Origin of the sequence: Romboutsia sp. 1001285H_161024_C4 (genome assembly GCF_015550185.1) — a bacterium.
Taxonomy (GTDB): domain Bacteria; phylum Bacillota; class Clostridia; order Peptostreptococcales; family Peptostreptococcaceae; genus Romboutsia_C; species Romboutsia_C hominis.
This window is the reverse complement of sequence record NZ_JADNAJ010000002.1, coordinates 275,105-295,513: the sequence shown is the minus strand read 5'-3', so window position 1 is coordinate 295,513 and position 20,409 is coordinate 275,105. Positions and strand designations below refer to the sequence as shown.

The window sequence follows — 20,409 nt, the reverse complement described above, 5'->3', positions numbered from 1 at the left end:
TCTTCCTCCTAAATGTTATTTTAACTAATCCTTTTATATTATATCAGTCATTTTTTCTGCTTCATTTAGCTTTAAGCTAAGAACTTTAGATATTGCTTTTTCCTGCATAGTAACACCATATATGTAATCTGATGCCTCCATAGTCCCTCTTCTATGTGTAACTGATATAAATTGAGTGTCTTGAGATAGTTCTTTTAAAAATTCACCAAATCTAAATATATTAGCATCATCTAATGGGGCTTCTATCTCATCTAATATACAAAACGGCGTAGGTTTTGCAAGTAATATAGAAAATAATATACTTATAGCTGTAAGTGCCTTTTCTCCACCTGATAATAGATTTAGGTTTTTCATTTTCTTTCCTGGTGGTTGTGCTACTATTTCTATATCACTTTCTAATATGTCCTTTTCATCTAATATTATAAGTTCTCCTCGTCCTCCACCAAATAGTCTTTTGTAAACCATTTTAAAGTTATCATTTATTTCATTAAACTTGACTTTAAACTCAGTTTTCATATTGCTCTCAAGTTCTTCTATAAGATTTTCTATAGCTTCTATCGATTGCTCTAGGTCTTGTTTTTGTTCACTATAGAAGTCATATCTTTCTTTAACTTCTTCATATTCTTTTATGGCATCTATATTAACATTACCTAAATTCCTTATTTCTCTTTTTAAAGATTCTAATTTCTTTTTATCGATTTCAAGACTAGTATCTTTTATATTCATAGCATCAGCTACAGTCAACTCGTACTTTTCAAATAAGTTGTTTATATAATCTTCTTTAGAAACTTTTATTCTATCTATTTTAGATTCTACTTTAAATAAACTTTCTTTTAAATCTATATACTGTCTATCTATGATTTTAAGATTTTTATTATGTTCTTCTAGTTTTTGCTTTAGATCTTCTTTTGCTAATTTTCTATTTTCTAAATTTCTACTGTTGTCGCTTAATTGTTTATTTAAGCTAACTTTTTCTGTTTCTTCTATTACTGTCTCTTCCCTAAGCTTAGATATTTCTATATTTTGATTTTCTATAGATTTTTCTATATTGCCTTTTTTAAGCCTTAGTTCTTCATTTTCATTCTTTATTCTTTTAATATCTGCATATATAGATTCTAAAACTTGCTTATCCTTAACTAATTTTAGATTTAGATTATCATGCTTTTCTCTATCTTTTTCATAGTAATCATTTGATTTTTTTAATTCTAAGCTTAGTTTTTCTATAGTTTCTTTATTTTCCTCATGCTCTTTGTCCATTTTTTCTATTTCAATTTTAACTATATCTAATTTATCTTTAGTATATTTTAAATTCGAAATAAGTCCATCTTTTTCATTTTGTAGTTTGTTAATACTTATATTTATATTTTTTATTTCTTCTTCTACTCTATTTAATTTAGAACTTTCTATTATAATATTTTTTTCTAACTCTTTTACTTCTTCCTCTATTTTTAAAATATCATTTTTCTTTGTTGATATATTATTATCTTTTTCTTGTTTTTGTTTAATAAATTCTTTTGTTTCTTTTTTAGCATCTTCAAGTTTTTGAGAATATTCATTTATAAGTCTTTTTCTAGATAATATACTTGTATTATTTTTGAAACTTCCTCCAGTTAATGACCCTCCTGGATTTAATATTTCTCCATCTAAAGTAACAACTTTATATCTATGCCCTGTTTCTCTTGCAAACTTTATACCTTCATCTATATTATCTATTATGATAGTCCTTCCCAGTATATTTTCTATTATATTTTTATACTTTTCATCATAAGATAATAAATCACTAGCTATGCCTATAAATTTAGTATTACTTTTTATAGTACTTGGGTTTATCTTATTTGCTTTTATTATATTTAGAGGTAAGAATGTTACTCTACCTAGATTATTTTTCTTTAAATAGTTTATAGCTATCTTGGCACTATTTTCATCACTAGTGATTATATTTTGTAAGTATGCACCAAGTGCAGATTCTATTGCTTTTTCGTATTTCTCACTAGTTGTGATAACTTGTCCTAAAGCTCCATGTATACCTTTTAAAGATTTATTTTTTAATACTTCTTTTACACCTTTATTAAATCCTTCATTATGATTTTCCATGTCTATATAAATGTTAAGCTTAGAATTATAATTGTTTATACTATAGTTACCATCTTGAATTTGCTTTTCTAATTTTTTACTATGATTTATAAGCTCTTCTAAAATATTTTTATTTTCCAATTCCTTTAGCTTTAGTTTTTCTAATTCAGCATTTTTTTGACTAACATTTAATTTAATATCATTTAGTTCTGTGAATTTTTCATTTAAATCACTTTTTACTTCACTAATCTCTAAGTCTATAGATTTATCACGAGAATTTATATTCTCCATATTGGCACTAAGTGTTGATAATCTATTACTAGATTCTTGTTTTTTATTTAAAAGGTTTATTATACCATCTTTTAAACCTTCTATTTCACTATTTACCTTTTCTATACTTTCTTTTTTACTTAAATTATTTTTATCCAATAAATCTATATCTTCAGTTAGAGACTTTATTGTATTCTCTTTTTCTATCTTATTTATCTCTAAATCCTTAATTAAATTTTCATTAGAAGATATTTTATTTCCTATTTCACTTAACTCATTTTCACTTTTTAATATACTTTCATTTAAATTTTTAATTTTTTCATTTATAAGATTTAATTGAGCATCTTTCTGAGATATAACACTTTTTATACTGTTTATATAATCTATCGATTTATTTATATTCTCACTTATATCTTCAACTTCTTTAGATGTTTCATTTAAGTTATTTTCTAACTTTACCTTTTGGTTGTTAGTTTCTATAGCTTGTTCTTCTAAGAGTTTACTGTGTTTTAGCGTTTCATTTAAATCTTTTTCTAGTAAATCTATTTCTTTTATATAGCTATTTACTTCTATAGTCTTTAATTTATCATTAAGTTCTATATACTTTTTAGCTTTTTCCTGTTGAGAAAATAGTGGTTTTAGCTGATTTTCTATTTCTATATAGATATCTTCTATTCTCTCTAAATTTTCCTTAGTATTTTTTAAATTTCTCTCAGCTTCTTGTTTTTTATATCTAAACTTTGATATTCCACAGGCTTCATCAAATACTTTTCTTCTATTTACAGGATTATTGCTAAGTATTTCATCTACTTTACCTTGTTCTATTATTGAGTATCCATCTTTTCCTATACCCGTGTCTAAAAGTAATTCTTTTATATCTTTAAGTCTGCAAGGTTTATTATTTAAAAAGAATTCACTTTCTCCACTTCTATAAGCTCTTCTTTTTATAGTTATTTCACTAAAATCTATATTTAATTTATTTTCAGAATTATCTATAGTTAACGAAACTTCACAGTAGTTCATTGCTTTTTTAGTATCAGTTCCTGCAAATATTACATCTTCTAATTTGTCTCCTCTTAGACTTTTTATACTCTGTTCTCCAAGTACCCATCTAACAGCATCCGATATATTACTTTTACCACTTCCATTTGGACCTACTATGGCAGTTATCCCTTGATTAAATAATATATCTGTTTTAGTTGGAAAGGATTTAAATCCCTTCAATTCTAACCTCTTTAAATACAACTTCGTCTCTCCCTTCAATAATAAAACTAAAGGTTATAAATATTACATAATTTTATATATATATCTTTAAAACTAGTTTTAATTACTTTTTCATCATCTATTACTATTTCTAAGCTATCTAAATCAATATTAGCTTCTTTTGTTTTTAATATTATGTTTAATTTTTCTTTTAAATAATTAGTATTTGTCTTTTTGTTACCTATTATTTTTGATATGTTCTTTTTATTAGTATTTACTACTATTTTACTTGTAGCTTTATTTTCTATAACAATACTTTCTAAATAATCTTTTATCATAGCCCCTTCTACTAATTCTCTAAAGGCTGGATGATATGGACCATCAACTACAGCTTTTCCTATTTGTATATCATCAGTAGCTTGGAGTCCAACTCTTATTACATTTATATTATTGACATAAAATAAAGCTAAAAGCTTTTTAACAATATCAACACTTTCTTCTAAAGAAAATGAATTATATTGCTTTCTATTTAATAAATCTTCTAAACCTGTCTCTTTAACAACTAGAGTAGGATAAATTCTTACGCAGTATGGGTCAAGTTCTATAAACTTTTTAGCTGTATTTATACATTTTTCCTCTGTATCTGAAGGTAGACCTACCATCATCTGAAGTCCTAGGTTTATACCATTTTCTTTTATTAATTTAGAACTTTTAAATACCTGTTCTGCATTATGGCCCCTTATGCTATCTCTTAATACATCTTCATCTAAAGACTGTACTCCAAGTTCTATTATACTTACACTATACTCTTTTAACATATCTAATATTTCTTGACTTATGCAGTCTGGTCTTGTTGACATTCTTATATCCTGTACTAAACCTTTGTCTACATACTCTTTAGCTACAGATAATAAATTTCTTTGTATATCAACATCTATAGCAGTAAAACTTCCTCCAAAGAAAGCAATCTCCACAATTGCATCTTTATCAATTGTTTCTAGATATTCCTCTACGATATTTCTTACGTCAGAGCTAGTTATATCTGTACTAACACCTGTTATCTTTTTTTGATTGCAAAATATACAATCATGAGGACATCCTCTGTGAGGAACAAATATAGGTATTATTCTTCTTTTCATATTTCATCATCCTTTATATTGTTACTTGTAGAGCTTTTTTAGCTGCTATTTGCTCTGCTTCTTTTTTACTTTTTCCTTCTCCAACACCTAAGACTCTTTCATTTATTCCAACTTCCATTATAAATCTTTTATTATGATCTGGTCCTTTTTCATCTACTAATCTATACCATATATTACTTTCACCTTTTCCTTGTAAAACTTCTTGAAGGTGAGTCTTATAATCTCTAAATATTTTACCTTTTCTTGAATCACAGATTATTCCTTCCATGTATTTTAGTATAAATACTCTAGCTGGTTCTAATCCTCCATCTAAGTATATTGCAGCTATTACAGCCTCAAAAGCATCTGCTAATATAGACATTCTATATCTACCACCAGTAGCTTCTTCTCCTTTTCCTAGCAACATATATATTCCTAGATTTATCTCATTTGCTGCTTCACTTAAAGATTCTTCACAAACTATATTTGCTCTTAACTTTGTTAATTCTCCTTCTGGTAAATTTCTTTCTTTTTTAAATAAATATTCACTTACTACTATACTTAGGACAGAGTCTCCTAAAAACTCAAGTCTTTCATTAAAATCATATTCCTTATTTTCATTTGAGTACGAACTATGAGTTAAAGCTTCTAATATATACTCTTTATTTTTAAATTTATATTCTATTATATTTTCAAACTCATCTATATTCTTTAATATATCTTTTTTTAACTTCATTTTATTACCTCCGAGTTAATTATCTCTAGATTATAGTGTACTATTTTTCAACAAGTATTGCAAAATAAAAAATTTACTTGTCTACTTTAATATTCACACTTATTTTTAAATTTATAGTTTCCTTATAATATATTTTAAAAAGAAAAGCCTATGAGATATTCTAATAACTCATAGGCAATCTTATATTAATCTAACTAATTTTCATCTATATCATCGCAACAATTAATACACATACAATCTTCATCGTCTGCTGATAGTATTATTCCTTGACAGTTTGGACAAACGATATCAACCTCATCATCATATAGAAGTTCTTCATCTACTTCTACTAAGTCTTTACAATTTGGACATTCCATTTCTATAAAGCTAAGGTCCCCTTCTTCATCTTCGTCTATTTCTGAATCACTATATATATCATCTTCTATATCACATAAATCTTCATCTATAGATTCAACATACTCAGTTAAATCTGCTTGCTCTTCATCTAATTCAACTATTGCATCTGCAAAACTATCTAAAACGTCTATTATCTTATGTATTATTTTTCCTTCTTTACTTTCAGAGCTTATGTCCATCCCTTCAGCTAATCCTTTTAGGTATGCAACTTCTTCAAATAGGTATTTCATATGTAACCCTCTCCTTCTTTTGTAAGTATAAAATTAAAAGCCCGTATATCTTTATTATTAAGATATACAAGCTTTTTATACATAAATTATTAAACTCTTGATAAATATTCACCAGTTCTAGTATCTATCTTTATCTTGTCACCTTCATTTATAAATAATGGAACTTGAACAACAGCTCCAGTTTCAACTGTAGCTGACTTAGTTACGTTACTAGCTGTGTCTCCTTTTATTCCTGGTTCAGTTTCAGTTACTTCTAATTCTGCAAAGTTAGGAGCTTCAACTTGGAAAGCTTGTCCTTGGTAGAATCTTATTGTAGCAACCTCATTTTCTTTTAAGAATTTTATAGCTTCTTCAACTTGTACATAATCTAAAGGTATTTGATCAAATGTTTCTTGATCCATGAAGTAGTATAATTCTCCATCATTGTATAAGTATTGCATTGGTCTTGTTTCTATATGAGCTTTAGGGAATTTATCACTTGGGTTGAAAGCTTCTTCTCTTATAGCTCCTGTTTTTAAGTTTCTATATTTAGTTCTTACGAAAGCTGCACCTTTACCTGGTTTAACGTGTTGGAAGTCAACTATTAAACATGGTTGTCCGTCTTTTTCAAATGTTACACCTTTTCTAAAATCACTTGCTGATACCATTTTGGTCCCTCCATAAAAATAAATTTATTATTTTGTGGTGATACTTTTTATTATATATTATAATCAAAAGTTTATTTTTAATCTTAGGCAAATACTTCTATTGTATTTATCTATATATGTATATATTATCACCATACCTTTTTCAATTATATATACTCTTGCAATCTTGTCAAGTTATATTAAAAAAATTAAGTTTATAACTACTTTTAGCCCTTGTTTTTTATAAGTGCATTTATGCCTAATATATAACTATCAAATCCAAAACCTGATATTTGTCCTATACATGCTTTTGCTGTCACACTTTTTTGTCTAAACTCTTCTCTTTTATGAACATTAGATATATGAACTTCAACTACATCTAATTGTACAGACATTATCGCATCATAAATAGCATAGCTATAATGAGTAAAAGCGCCAGGATTTATAACGATTCCATCATACAAAGTGTTAGCTTCGTGTATTTTGTCAATTATATCTCCCTCATGATTACTCTGAAAGAAATCTACAACTATATTTTCATCTATAATCTTACATTCCTTTTTTATATAATCTTTTAAGTCATCTATTGTTCTTTCACCATAAATTCCTTTTTCTCTTTTACCTAACATATTCAAATTTGGACCATTAATTACTAAAAATTTCATAAATACCCCCGACTATACGATTACAAACTTTTCTACTATTAATAATATCACATATTATCTAATATAAACAAGTATTTCGCTTACCACTTCATCTATATTTTTACTATCTACATTTATTTTTATATTAGATGCCTTATTATACTTATCAATTCTTTCTGAAAGTAATGTTTTTATAGTTTCTTCTACATCTTTGCTTTCTTTTAATAAAGGTCTTTTGTTTATTTCATTTGATACATTTTTTTTAATCGTACTTACACTTGCATCTAATAAAATTACATTTTGTTCATTTTTTAATATATCTATATTTTCATTCTTACTTACTACACCTCCACCAGTTGAAATTATTATGTTATCCTCAGTCGTAAGATCTTTTAGTAGTTTCGTTTCTACATTTCTAAAATATACTTCTCCATCTTCTTTAAATATGTCAGTTATAGACCTTTTTTCTATTTCTTCTATTTTAGTATCCATGTCAACATATTCCATTTTTAACTCTTTAGCTAGTTTTCTTCCTACTACGCTTTTCCCACTACCCATAAAACCAATTATTACAACTCTCATTTATTATCTCCCTCAAAATTTATTATATTTACAGTAAATTCTTTTTCTAGGTTAGTATTATTTTTTGACAACTCTAGTTTTATATTAGCTATTTTACCATCATAGTCTGTTGATATATACATATTATCTATATAATCTCCAACTTCATAACCTCCACCTTCACTGTTTCCATATACATCTAATGTCCTTATAAAAATTTTATTTGAATTTTTATTTAGAAATATTTCTTTATCCTTTAATTTATTATCATTTTCTTTGTACTTACATTTTATTGATGTTACACTTTTCAGCTCATTGTTTTTATCGTAGTTAATAATATATTTAGAGTTTTGTATTGCTTCTTTTATATATTTAGATACTTCATTTCCTTGTTGTTGTAATTCAACACTATCTTCTATTTTCATTTTTATATTATTTGAAAATATAAGTATATAATAAAGTAAACTTATTATTATGACTATAGAAGTTATTGATATTACGCTTTCTAAAAGTAAATATCCTTTCTTACGTTTCATACTTACCTTCTTTCAATAAGACTCTTCCGCTAATTGGTACTATTGTTATCTCTTTTTTAATATTTCCTTTATAAACTCTTATAGTTTGACCTCTACGATCTGGAGAACCATCGGTTCTAAATATTATTTTACTTTCCCCATATTCTATCTTCGTTTCATTGGGTAGTGACACTTCTTTTTTTATTTCACCTTTAGATTTTAATATATAAGATTTGTTTTCGTTATTTAGATCATAGTATATGTATGTGCTTAGGTCTCCGAGCATATTTACTCTTCTTACATATCTAATATCTACTGCTAATTGTTTCGTAAATGAGTTGATGTAATATTTATCTAGATTATCATAAAAAAAATATAATGTTGATACTAAAATCATTATACTTATGCATACAACAAGTTCTACCAAGGTCACATTCCTTCTCTTTTCATTTTTAAATCTCCTTGTAATTATATAATTTTACTATATCGGTTTTATCATCTATAGATAAATCCTCATTAAATGGATTTAATATTTTAACTTTTGATTTTAATTTTTTTATATAATTCCCATCCTTTATTGTTATGAGTATCTCAAAATCTACAGATTTTTCCTCTCTATTTATCGATATCCTTGATGGAATAGATACGATTACATTTTTTATCTTACATTTTGATATGTCTTTTATATTATTTATAAAACTTAATCCACTAAAAGAAGTGTAAAAATCATCTTCATCTATAGCATATTCTTTTATTAAATTAACTTCTCTTAGTATATTACTATGTACTACTTCCATAGCACCATAGCTATGTTGTTTTAATGTTTCATCTTTATAATCTAAGTTAAATATACTTAAATTATTATAGGATACTCCTATAGAAGTCATGGCTAATATTATTACAATAGAAAAGATTATTACAGTTGTTACTAGTATAGATCCTTTACTTTTTCGTAACATAAGACATAAGGTTTATACTATCATAATCACTTTGAACTATTACTTCTATTTTATAACAATTATAATAATCTTTTTCTTCTTCTATTGTTGTTTTTATCTTATATCCTTTTTCATTATTTTCATATGCTATTTCTTCATCATTTTCTATATGAAGTTTTGTATATTCTATATTCTTTCTAGCTATCTCAAGCATTTCAAATTTTTTATTGCTACAACTAACTAATCCATTACTATTTTGTAAGGTTGTAGCAATAATATACATACTTATACCTATTATAGATATACTAATTATACTTTCAACTAAAATAAATCCTTCTCTTTTTTTTATCAATAGTTACTCCTTTACATTAATCTACTTGATCATAGTAAAGTCCTTTTAGGTATAACTCATCCTCTTTACTTGGTTTTATGCCTGTCCATATGTAAAATGCCTCTAATCCTTGATTTATAAGCATATCAATTCCATATACTACATCTAAATTATTTGACTTTGCCCACTTTATAAAAGAAGTATTTTGTGGCTTATATACGATATCACATACTAATAAATCTCCTTTTACACGAATACTTTCATCAATAGGACATTCATTGCTTTCCATACCAACTGGAGTGGTATTTATTAATATATCAATATCTTCTATATCATTTTTATCTATAGTCTTGTTTGAATATGTAGAAGCAATTTTAAAATTATCTCTTATAATCTCACTGATATCCATAGCTTTTTGAATACTTCTATTTCTTATTTCTATAGATTTAACTTTATTAGATGCTAGCTGAACTGCTATGCTTCTACTTGACCCTCCAGCACCTATGATCATTATCTTTTTATTATTAAGGTCGTACCCTTTATCTAATATAGACTTTACAAATCCAAGCCCATCAGTATTATAACCTGTTAAAAAACCTTCATCATTTTTTATAGTATTTACAGCACCTATAAGTCTTGCATTTTTGTCTATATTTTCTAAAAATTTCATTACATTTACCTTATGAGGAATAGTTACATTACAACCTCTCATATTTAAGGTCTTAATACTTCTTACAGCTTCTTCTAAATCACTTTCTTTTACATCAAAACAACAATATATATTATTTTGATTATATTTTTTGAATAAATAATTGTGTATACTAGGCGAAAAACTTTGCTTAATTGGATGACCTAAAAGACCTACTAATTTTGTTGTTGAATTTATCATAATATTATCTCCTATCTAACTTTATTGTCATTTAACTATTAAACTATACATTTATATTTAAAAATTGCACATTCTTAAGTACTCTGTATATATAAAGTTTTCTGACTTTTTGCTTCCTCTTTCTTTATATTCACATATATCTAAATCGCTTTCTATGTTTAAATTGATTTCTATACCATTTCGATTATTTCTATTTACACTTATGTCACCATTATAAAGTTCTAAAATATTCTCTGTAACTTTAAACCCTATATCTATAGCTGATTTATATTTATCATTTATATATTTATAATGATTATATTTATCTTTATTTCTAATACTTATATTAGTTTTATTACCTTTCCTATCCAAATCAACGTAAATTGTACTATTTGAACAAGAATACCTTATAACTATAGATAATAAAGTTAATATAACTCTCTCTATATCGTCATCATCTACTCTTGATACAATCTCTTCCTCACTAGTATCAAATACTATGTTTATATCATTTTCTAATAAATATTTATTAAACTCCTCACAAGTTTCTTCTATTAACGTAACTATATTATAACAATTCACATTAGTTTCATGAAACTCAGATTCTAACTTAGCTAAATCTATTACATTGTTAATTAAGTTCATCAGCATATAAGAATTCTTTTTGATAATACTTATAGAATTATTTAACTCCTTACTTATTTCTTTTTCTATTTTATCTTTATATATATACTCTATTAGCTGAATCGATGATGATATTACATTTAGAGGTGTCTTTAACTCATGAGACATATTAACGAAAAACTCAGTTTTTATTTTATTAGCAATTTTTTTAGCTTCTATTTCTCTTTCAATATTTTCTATATTTACACTTTCTGTTATATCTCTTACTATTCCGATTTCTTTGATTTCATTATTAATTTCTATTAATTTTTTCCCAACCTCTAAGTTTAATTCTTCTCCCTTACAAGTTAAAACATCTTTTCTTTTAAAAACTACCTCCTCGTTGTTTTTATTTGAAGATATTAATATATCATTATTTAGTAGTATATCTTCTTCTTCTAGATTTAGATTTCTGGATATTTCTGTAAATGCTACATTTTTATATATTATATTTTTCTGTCTATAATCTGCTAAATATATACCTTCTGGTATTATATTAACAAATGTTTTATACTTTTCTTTGCTCAATTTTAATTTTTCAATAGATTCCTTATACTCTGTTATATCTTTTATAACAACTAAATTTTTATGTGTATCTCCATCTTTAAAACTTGTTCTATCTATATTCATATAAGAATTTTTTCCCATAGAAGAATAACATATTTCTCCTGTTATAGAATCCTCTAGAACTATCCTTTTTATTTCTTTTTCATTAAAATCTATACCATTATCTTTACTATTATATAAAATATTATTATTGTCTGTTATTAGTATATTATATGGTATAGTTTCTATTATTTTTTCGTACTTTATATTGTTTTCATCGGTCTTTATCTCATTTTGCTTATTGTAAGTTATATCTTTAAAGAAACATATGATACTTTCATTTTTATTAAATTTAATTGGTGTAAATGTAACTTTAAAAAATCTTCCATCCTTGCTCTTTATATCACTTTTAATTTCTGTACTATGTTTTTTTGTTTTTTCTATACTATTTATAAAATTCAATTTATCTTTTATATTATCTCTTAAAAATTCATCTATCGTTAATTTTTCTTTATGCACTTTATATTTATTCCAAATTCTAAGGAAATTATCATCTTTACTCAATATACATCCATTAGAATCTATTATAAATATACACCTATCTTCTTCTCCTACAATTTCTTTAATTAATTCTTTTTTATTCTCTAAATTCTTTTCTAACTTAGCTGTTATATATTTATTTTGTTCTAACTTTTTATTGTATAAACTAATATTTTTGTTACCTTTTTTAAACATTTTTTTCTTTTTCCATACTCTATTATGTTCAATTATTATATATGAATTTACTATATTTTTGAACATGTACAAGTATACAATTATATCTATAATACTCCTATATAGTAATACATTCTCTTTTTCAACCAATAGGCTTAACAAAATACTTGAGTATATAAAAGTAATAAATATAACAGTTATCTTACTAATACTTTTTCTTCTTGTTAATTTTATGATTTCATAAAAAATCATCGTACTTATAAAACCAGTTACCAAAATATTATATAAACCAATTTTATTGTCTATCAGTGTTGTAAGTAACAATATAAAACTAATAAATATTAAATTATTTATTTTTTTGTTGATATTATTTTCACATACGCTAATCAGGATTAGTACTTGAGCAATCATATAAAAGTTGCTCAAGCTTCCCTGTGATATATCTTTTGCTTTTGATATAATAATAACAACTATCATACTTAAAACAATAATATCTTTCTTGCTTTTATGTAAAATATATTTAGAATATACTACATATAACATTGCAAGAAGTATTGAAACTGTAAGTATATTAATATATTTATGCATTCTCAATCCCCTTTAATATAATTAACTTAGCTACTACAATTAAAATATATATCTGAAAATTCTATATCGATTTTTTCGTTATCACTAACACTTACTCCCACATCTATATTTTCACTATTTTTTATATTATCTTTTAAAATAATGGTAAATTCACTCCCCACATTTACCTCGCTGTTTACCTTAATGTCTCCTCCATGTGCTTTTACTAATTTATTTACTAATGATAAACCTATACCAGTTCCCTCTGCACCTCTTGTAAGGGTTCTATCTACCTGTTCGAAGTTCTCAAATATAATACCTATTTTATCTTTTGGTATTCCTATTCCAGTATCCTTGACTGATATATATACTAAATCTCCATCTTGCCTAAACTTGACTACTATTTCTCCGCCTTTTGCAGTATATTTTATAGAATTTGATATAAGATTTAATACAGCTTTCTCTATTTTTTTCTTATCTAGTATCATATATTTACTATCTATATTAGATTTAAATTCTATATTTACTCCATTTTCACTTGTATATAGCTTAGATTTATTAACTATATCCTTAAGCAAGTTTACTATATCATACTTCTTATATTCCATTTTATAGGTTCCATTTTCAAAATGTCCTATTTCTAAAATATTATCTAATAATCGCATTAGCCTATAACAATTTTGTTTTATAAGTTTTGTACATCCATTATCTCCCTTATTATTTTCTTTTTCATAATTGTATATAAGTTTATTAGTTTCAAATATAGTTGTTACAGGTTTTTTTATGTCTTTAGATACATTAGCTAAGAACTCAACGTTAAATCTATACTTATTATTTATTTCACTTAATATTTCTTCCATTTTCTTTATTTTATATTCATTGTCTAAAGTTCTCAATATTATCAAATAACTATTGCCAATATCAATTATAGCAATTTCTATCTCTTTAATTTTATTTGAAGGAACTTGAAATCTTTTAAATTTACCATATTCTAATTGATTTAAGTAGCTTTTAACTATCTTATTTAGGTTTTCAGTTCCTATTTCTTTTAATATTTCTATTAATACCTTATTTCTATATATATGATTATGTCCATTTTTTTCTATTATTGCTATACCTTGTGGAAGTGTTTGCAACAATACCTTATAAGTTTTTTCTCTTTGCTCAATTTCCGAGATAGTATTTTCTATGTTAGTTATATCTATGGCTATAGTTAACAAATTCTTATTTCCTCTTAATATAATACTTGTTGTTATTACTTCTATAACTTTCTTATTTTTTGTCTTTATCTTCATACTTACCTTGTCTTTTTTTCCAGACTGAACCATGTTTACTTGTTCTATAAATTTATTTACACTTTTACTTAATACCTTTTCTTGTATATTTTGTAAAACTCCCCTAGATTCATCATAATCCTTTATATCAAACAATTCTATAGCTTTATTATTTATATATTTTATACTGCTAGAATTATGTATTATTATTCCGTCATTTAATATGTCTATTAATTTTTTAAATCTTTGTTCACTCTCTTCTAATTTATTTCTTATTAGGACGCTTTCTGTTATATCAGTTAGAATACATATATTTCTATATTTATTTTTTAATATTTCTCTCTTAGATGCAAGTCTATATATCTTTTCATCATATCCATTTATTATGGTATCCAAATTTTCAATTTCATTTAAATCTTCTGGAAAATCTATAAACTTTGATTTTATTTCTTCTAATATATCTAAATCACTTAAATTACTTTTATCTTTACATATAAATTTCTCAAATTCTTCATTTCCATAGAGATATTCTCCATCTCTATTTAATAAAAAAACTATATTTTGAGATTCTTCAATTGATTTATTTAATTCTGTATTTACTTCAGCCATACTATCTTTAATTTTTTTTTGGGTCTCAAATTCTAGATTTATTTTATCTATTAGAGATTGTGTCATACTTTGATTATATTTAACCTTCAATTTATAATCTTTAAGCATTTTCATTATATTTTCCATATTACTAATAAGTAGTGCTTGTACAATTGATAAGTTTAGCAAAGTGTATGTTAACATATAAAATTTATTCTTTATACATAGACTCATTACAATAAATAGATATATCCCTACCATAGTTAATATATATCTATTTTTGATTCTTAGATTAGTCTTTTTGTTGATTATGATACTTATTTTTCCTAAGTTTAACATAGTAACTCCAAAGTAATAATTTCCAGTTACTAACATCAAAATTTCTAATAAATATATACATAATATATACATTAAAGATTTACAATTTAATATTTTGTAAAGTACTAATAATATAAAAGGAATAGAAATAGCTATAGATAAACTAACAATTTCAAAAACTTCTTTATAAATATATAAAGATTTCATATTTTCACCATCCCCCTTTTTTTGATTCCCCTTACTATAATTTTATCTATTATGCATTTATATTTTTGTTTTCAACTTGTACATTCATAATCCTTCTTCTATCTTCTATATAAGTAATATTAACATATTATAAATAGTTTTTTTGTCAGTTTTTGAACAATTTCACTATAAATTATTTGTTATAAATTACAGTTTTATGTAATAAATACTCTAAGTATTATATATATTCTTAAAACAAAAAAAGCCTATATAAGGCTTTTTTCTGATTTTAATTCTTTTCTAAGTTTTTTTAGTGCCCTTTTTTCTATTCTTGATACATAAGATCTAGATATATCAAGTTTTTGAGCAATTTCTCGTTGTGTTTTATATCCACAAGTGGTTAACCCATACCTTAAAAGAACAATTTCTTTTTCTCTTTTAGTCAATATCTTATCTAGTTGTTCATATAACTTACCTATTTGAACCTTAAGTTCTACTTGGTCTAATATATAATCTATATCAGTTCCCAAAACATCTATAAGACTAATCTCATTGCCTTCTTTGTCCGTGCCTATAGGATCTTGAAGAGATACTTGAACCTTATTTTTTTTATTTGTTCTTATGCTCATAAGTATTTCATTTTCTATACATTTAGATGCATAAGTTGCTAGCCTAGTTCCTTTGTCAACATTATAGGTTTCTATAGCCTTTATAAGTCCTATAGTACCTATAGAAATAAGGTCATCTTGCTCTTCATTGGCATTATTGTACTTTTTTGCTATATGGGCTACTAATCTCATGTTTCTCTCTATTAAAACTTCCTTTGCATGTTCATCTTTGTCTTTTTTAAATTTAGTTAAATAAGTAACTTCTTCTTCAGGGGTTAATGGTTTTTCAAATGATTTAAAAGTTGTCAACAGGCCACCCCCTCTTTGAGATGCTTCATTTTAAATTATATGAATCTGGCCTGTCTAAATTGCTTGTTTTATATAATATTTTATTTTATTTATATTTTAAATTTGTGCATATTTCCTTGAAGATTGGTAATGCTGATTTGCTTTCTTCTTTAGTTCCTTCTACTATTACTGTTATAGTATATTTTGGTGTGTCACTTGGATAAAATCCAGTTATCCATCCATTATTTACTGAAATACCATCTATATTGGTTTGGGCTGTACCTGTTTTAACGCCACACCCGCCTTCTAAGTCTTTAAGTGCTTCTCCCGTGCCTGATAAAGATACTTTTTTCATCATGTCTTTTACTATAGTCAATGTATATGGTGATATTATTTCATCTTCTTTAGATTGATTAAAATTTTTTAAGATACCCTTATTATTATCTACAATGCTATCATATATATATAATGGCTTATATGTTCCATTATTAGCAATTATTTGTGTCATTTGATTTATTTGTATCGGTGTAAATTCCATACTTCCTTGACCTATAGCTAAATTTCTTATAGATATGTCTTTTGGTATTTCTCTATTTACTTCCTCTTCTAACCCTATATCTAACTTTTCATCTAAATGGAGTTTTTTAGCATACTCTATTATTTTGCTTTTTCCTACTTTATTTGCAATATCAAAAAATGCAGTATTACATGAATTAGCAAAAGCTTCGGTTAAACTTTGTATACCATGTCCCTCTTTATTATGGCAATTTAATATTTCTTTATTTTTTCCTATTTTTGTATTTCCTGTGCAATTATATGTATAGTTCTCATCTATAATTTTAGTATCAAGAGCTGCATATAAAGTTACTATTTTAAATACAGAACCTGGTGCATAAGTATTTTGTATTACCCTATTTCTAAGTTCACCCTTAGATTTGTCTGTATCACTTATATACTTACCTATATCATTTTGATCAAAGTTTGGCCTAGAACTCATAGATAGTATTTCACCACTTTCTACATCTGATATTATAACAGCTGTAGGGTTAGCTTCTTTATCTACTACTTTTTCAACTATTTTTTGAATATTTTTATCTATTGTTAATTTTATATGCTTATCTTTATCATCTTTTGTTACTGTTTTTATACTTCCTTTTAGTACATCTAAACCTTCTTTTCTACCTGCTTCACCTACTTTAAATACAGATATATATTCTTCATTTGATGCATTAAGCACTTCATCCATACTTCTCTCTATTCCATATTGTCCTATCTTATCTTTTTTATTTATATATCCTATAGTGTGGGATAAAAGGCTATCTTCGTCATATCTTATACTTCTTTTAGATACTATTATATTTTTTTCTAGTAACTTTTCTTCCATTTTTTTACTTATATTATTTACTTGTATTTCAAATATTGATGACTCTGTTTGCTCTTCTATTTCTTTATATATCTCTTTATCACTTAAATTACTTACTTCTTTTACTAAGTTTCTTATGCTAGAATCATTTATAAATTTTTCTTTTTGTACTATTAATACAGTTTCTTTCTTCTTATCCGTTAAAGGTTGATTATTTCTATCATAGATTACACCTCTACCAGTATTTAAATCTATTTTTTCAGTACTTTGATTTTCTTGTCTTTGTTTATATTCATCAGATTTTAATATTTGTATATCTGCTAGTCTATATATTAAAAATAAATATACTAATACAAATATTAAAACTGTTGTTTTTCCTCTACCAACCATAGTTTTTGGTAAATTATATTTTTTCCTTGACATAAAATCACCCCTTAGATACTTGTCATTTTTGACAATTTCTAAGGGGTTAATACTCTTTATTCTAATTAATCTAATTGTGTTCTTATTTTACTTATAACTATATCTATAGCTACTTCGTTTTGTCCACCTTCTGGCATTATTATATCAGCATACTTTTTATATGGTTCTATAAATTGATCATGAGCTGGCTTTACTGTAGTCAGATACTGATCTATAACAGAATCTACAGTTCTACCTCTTTCTTTTATATCTCTTTGTATTCTTCTAAGTATTCTTATATCATCTTCAGTATCAACATATATTTTTATATCTAATTTATTTCTTAACTCTTCATCTTCAAGTATCATTATACCTTCTACTATTATTATATCCTTTGGAGTTATTGTAACAGTTTCGTCATGTTTTCTAGTATGAAGTTCATAGTCATATATAGGCTTTTCTATGCTTTTTCCATTACATAATTCTTCTATATGTTGTATTAAAAGCTTATTATCAAAAGCAAGTGGATGGTCATAATTAGTTTTTAGTCTATCTTCAAAACTTAAATGTGTTTGGTCTTTGTAGTAAGCATCTTGCTCTAATGTAGCTATATTTTCATCTGGTATATTATCCATTATAGCTTTACAAACTGTACTCTTACCAGAACCAGTTCCTCCTGTTATTCCTATTATTAAAGGTCTCTTAGTTTTTTTCATGATGTAGTACTCTCCTTACAAAAAAGATTAGCGTTTATTCTTGATCATTTGGATTCTCTAAATAGAATCCAGATGTAAACTCTCTATTATTTAACTTTATTTCTTCGATCCAACTTGGATTAAACTCCCAATTATTTGGGTCTTCATAAAACTTATCTAAAGCAAATCTATAAGCTTTAACAACTTTAGATATATAATTAGCGTCTTTCATCTTACCTTCTATTTTAAGACTATTTATTCCTGACTTTATCATAGCCGGTAAATCTTTTATCATACATAAATCTTTAGAATTAAATATGAATGTTCCTCTCTCATCTTCATAAACCGGGAAATATTCTCCTGGTCTTTTCTCTTCAACTAGACTGTATGTTTTTTTATTTACTTCACTATCTGAATCTTTTCCTTTTATATAATTGCTTATAAGAGGCCTTCCTGAATAAGATATAGCCATTACTCCATGTACATATGCTTCTAAATCCAATTCTATAGGTGTATTTAGCCTTATTTGACCTAGCTCATCACAAGATAATTCTCTTGATAATGTTATTCTTTTTATACCTTGCTCATGCCAAAATTTAGCTGTTACGTAATTTGTAACATTAGCTTGTTCTGCTAAATGTATATCCATATTTGGTACAGCCTTTTTAGCTACTACAAGCATACCAGGCTCTGCTATTATGATAGCATCTATTCCTACAAATTCAAGTTCTTTTAGGTATGTTTCTATATCTGAAAAGTCCTTACTATGAGGAACTATATTAACAGATGCATAAACCTTTTTATTATGTTTATGTGCAAAGTTTATACCTTCTATTAATTCATCCTTTAAAAACTCCTTATCTATAGAGTTAAGACCAAAAGCTTCACTTCCTATATATATAGCATCTGCACCATTTGTTATATTTAACTTTAATTCTTCTAAGCTTCTAGCTGGCGCCAATAATTCTACATTATGCATTTAAATCACCCCTCTCGCTTTGTTTGTAGCTAAGTGCTACTCCATCTGCTATAGGTATTAAAGATGTAGTTAAATAGTCACAGTTTGATATATAATCTAAGTAACTTCTCATTCTTTTTACTATAGTCTTTTTACGTCTTATAACGAAACTATCATGTGCAACCATTCCTTGATATAATATATTATCTGATATTAAAAGTCCATCTACTTTTAATTTATCTATAACCATATCATAAAATAATTGATATTGTCCTTTAGCTGCATCTAAAAATATTATGTCAAACTCTCCTTGAACTTCTTTTAATTTTTCTTCTGCATCGCCTTCTAATATCGTTATATTATTTTCAAATCCAGCTAATTTTATATTTTCTTTAGCCTTTTCTATCATTTTTTCATTTCTCTCTACTGTTATTATCTCCACATCTTCACCTAGAGTAGATGCAAATAGTATAGATGAGTATCCTATAGCACAACCAACTTCTAGTATTCTCTTTGGTTTTTTCATTTTTAGTAAAACTTTTAAAAGTTCTGATACTTCTTTGTGTATTATAGGTACATTATTTTCATGTGCATAATCTTCTAGTTCTTTTAAAAGTCCTTCTTTATCTTTTAATGTATTTCTTATGTAATCTTGTACTAATTCATTTACTATATTGCTCATTAAATTCACTCCTTAAATAGCAGAAACATTAATATAGGATTACACTTT

Annotated in this window: 19 protein-coding genes; all 19 read right to left on the bottom strand. The window is 25.5% G+C overall.

Annotated features, from left to right (window positions below; translation table 11 throughout):
- Window positions 1-33 precede the first annotated feature (33 nt).
- Window positions 34-3,588, bottom strand: coding sequence for a chromosome segregation protein SMC (gene smc, locus I1959_RS04925; RefSeq protein WP_195237282.1), 3,555 nt, complete (start codon window positions 3,586-3,588; stop codon window positions 34-36).
- A gap of 26 nt (window positions 3,589-3,614) precedes the next feature.
- Window positions 3,615-4,685: an elongator complex protein 3 gene (locus I1959_RS04920; RefSeq protein ID WP_092924520.1), complete on the bottom strand. Its 1,071-nt coding sequence runs from the start codon at window positions 4,683-4,685 to the stop codon at window positions 3,615-3,617.
- A gap of 13 nt (window positions 4,686-4,698) precedes the next feature.
- Window positions 4,699-5,400 carry a ribonuclease III gene (rnc, locus tag I1959_RS04915; RefSeq protein WP_092924518.1) on the bottom strand — a complete coding sequence of 234 codons (702 nt, stop codon included), beginning with the start codon at window positions 5,398-5,400 and terminating at the stop codon, window positions 4,699-4,701.
- Window positions 5,401-5,594: 194 nt separating this feature from the next.
- Window positions 5,595-6,026 (bottom strand): CD1247 N-terminal domain-containing protein, encoded by a 432-nt coding sequence (locus I1959_RS04910; RefSeq protein WP_092924516.1) that lies wholly within the window; start codon window positions 6,024-6,026, stop codon window positions 5,595-5,597.
- 89 nt (window positions 6,027-6,115) lie between these two features.
- Window positions 6,116-6,673 carry an elongation factor P gene (efp, locus tag I1959_RS04905; protein WP_092924514.1) on the bottom strand — a complete coding sequence of 186 codons (558 nt, stop codon included), beginning with the start codon at window positions 6,671-6,673 and terminating at the stop codon, window positions 6,116-6,118.
- 206 nt (window positions 6,674-6,879) lie between these two features.
- Window positions 6,880-7,317: a type II 3-dehydroquinate dehydratase gene (aroQ, locus tag I1959_RS04900; protein ID WP_092924512.1), complete on the bottom strand. Its 438-nt coding sequence runs from the start codon at window positions 7,315-7,317 to the stop codon at window positions 6,880-6,882.
- 54 nt (window positions 7,318-7,371) lie between these two features.
- Window positions 7,372-7,878: a shikimate kinase gene (locus I1959_RS04895; protein WP_195237280.1), complete on the bottom strand. Its 507-nt coding sequence runs from the start codon at window positions 7,876-7,878 to the stop codon at window positions 7,372-7,374.
- Complete coding sequence (locus tag I1959_RS04890) at window positions 7,875-8,393, bottom strand: hypothetical protein (protein WP_166505831.1); 519 nt, start codon at window positions 8,391-8,393, stop codon at window positions 7,875-7,877. Before I1959_RS04890 ends, I1959_RS04895 begins: the two co-directional genes overlap by 4 nt.
- Window positions 8,383-8,805 (bottom strand): hypothetical protein, encoded by a 423-nt coding sequence (locus I1959_RS04885; RefSeq protein WP_166505832.1) that lies wholly within the window; start codon window positions 8,803-8,805, stop codon window positions 8,383-8,385. Before I1959_RS04885 ends, I1959_RS04890 begins: the two co-directional genes overlap by 11 nt.
- A gap of 19 nt (window positions 8,806-8,824) precedes the next feature.
- Window positions 8,825-9,331: a hypothetical protein gene (locus tag I1959_RS04880; RefSeq protein WP_166505833.1), complete on the bottom strand. Its 507-nt coding sequence runs from the start codon at window positions 9,329-9,331 to the stop codon at window positions 8,825-8,827.
- Window positions 9,315-9,662, bottom strand: coding sequence for a hypothetical protein (locus I1959_RS04875; RefSeq protein WP_166505834.1), 348 nt, complete (start codon window positions 9,660-9,662; stop codon window positions 9,315-9,317). The genes I1959_RS04880 and I1959_RS04875 overlap by 17 nt, the downstream gene beginning before the upstream one ends.
- Window positions 9,663-9,678: 16 nt before the next feature.
- Window positions 9,679-10,530 carry a shikimate dehydrogenase gene (gene aroE / locus I1959_RS04870; RefSeq protein WP_207733531.1) on the bottom strand — a complete coding sequence of 284 codons (852 nt, stop codon included), beginning with the start codon at window positions 10,528-10,530 and terminating at the stop codon, window positions 9,679-9,681.
- A 57-nt stretch (window positions 10,531-10,587) separates the two neighbouring features.
- Window positions 10,588-13,020, bottom strand: coding sequence for a sensor histidine kinase (locus tag I1959_RS04865; RefSeq protein WP_195237279.1), 2,433 nt, complete (start codon window positions 13,018-13,020; stop codon window positions 10,588-10,590).
- A 26-nt stretch (window positions 13,021-13,046) separates the two neighbouring features.
- Window positions 13,047-15,386 (bottom strand): PAS domain-containing sensor histidine kinase, encoded by a 2,340-nt coding sequence (locus tag I1959_RS04860; protein WP_195237278.1) that lies wholly within the window; start codon window positions 15,384-15,386, stop codon window positions 13,047-13,049.
- Between the two features lie 245 nt (window positions 15,387-15,631).
- Complete coding sequence (gene sigK, locus I1959_RS04855; protein ID WP_092924494.1) at window positions 15,632-16,282, bottom strand: RNA polymerase sporulation sigma factor SigK; 651 nt, start codon at window positions 16,280-16,282, stop codon at window positions 15,632-15,634.
- 85 nt (window positions 16,283-16,367) lie between these two features.
- A complete protein-coding gene (locus I1959_RS04850) occupies window positions 16,368-18,047 on the bottom strand; it encodes a peptidoglycan D,D-transpeptidase FtsI family protein (protein ID WP_195237277.1) in 1,680 nt (559 codons plus the stop codon).
- 65 nt (window positions 18,048-18,112) lie between these two features.
- Window positions 18,113-18,742 (bottom strand): uridine kinase, encoded by a 630-nt coding sequence (udk, locus tag I1959_RS04845; RefSeq protein WP_092924490.1) that lies wholly within the window; start codon window positions 18,740-18,742, stop codon window positions 18,113-18,115.
- A gap of 34 nt (window positions 18,743-18,776) precedes the next feature.
- Entirely contained in the window at window positions 18,777-19,700 is a 924-nt protein-coding gene (locus tag I1959_RS04840; protein WP_092924488.1) for a peptidase U32 family protein, read from the bottom strand.
- Window positions 19,693-20,361: an O-methyltransferase gene (locus I1959_RS04835; RefSeq protein ID WP_092924486.1), complete on the bottom strand. Its 669-nt coding sequence runs from the start codon at window positions 20,359-20,361 to the stop codon at window positions 19,693-19,695. Before I1959_RS04835 ends, I1959_RS04840 begins: the two co-directional genes overlap by 8 nt.
- Window positions 20,362-20,409: the final 48 nt, after the last annotated feature.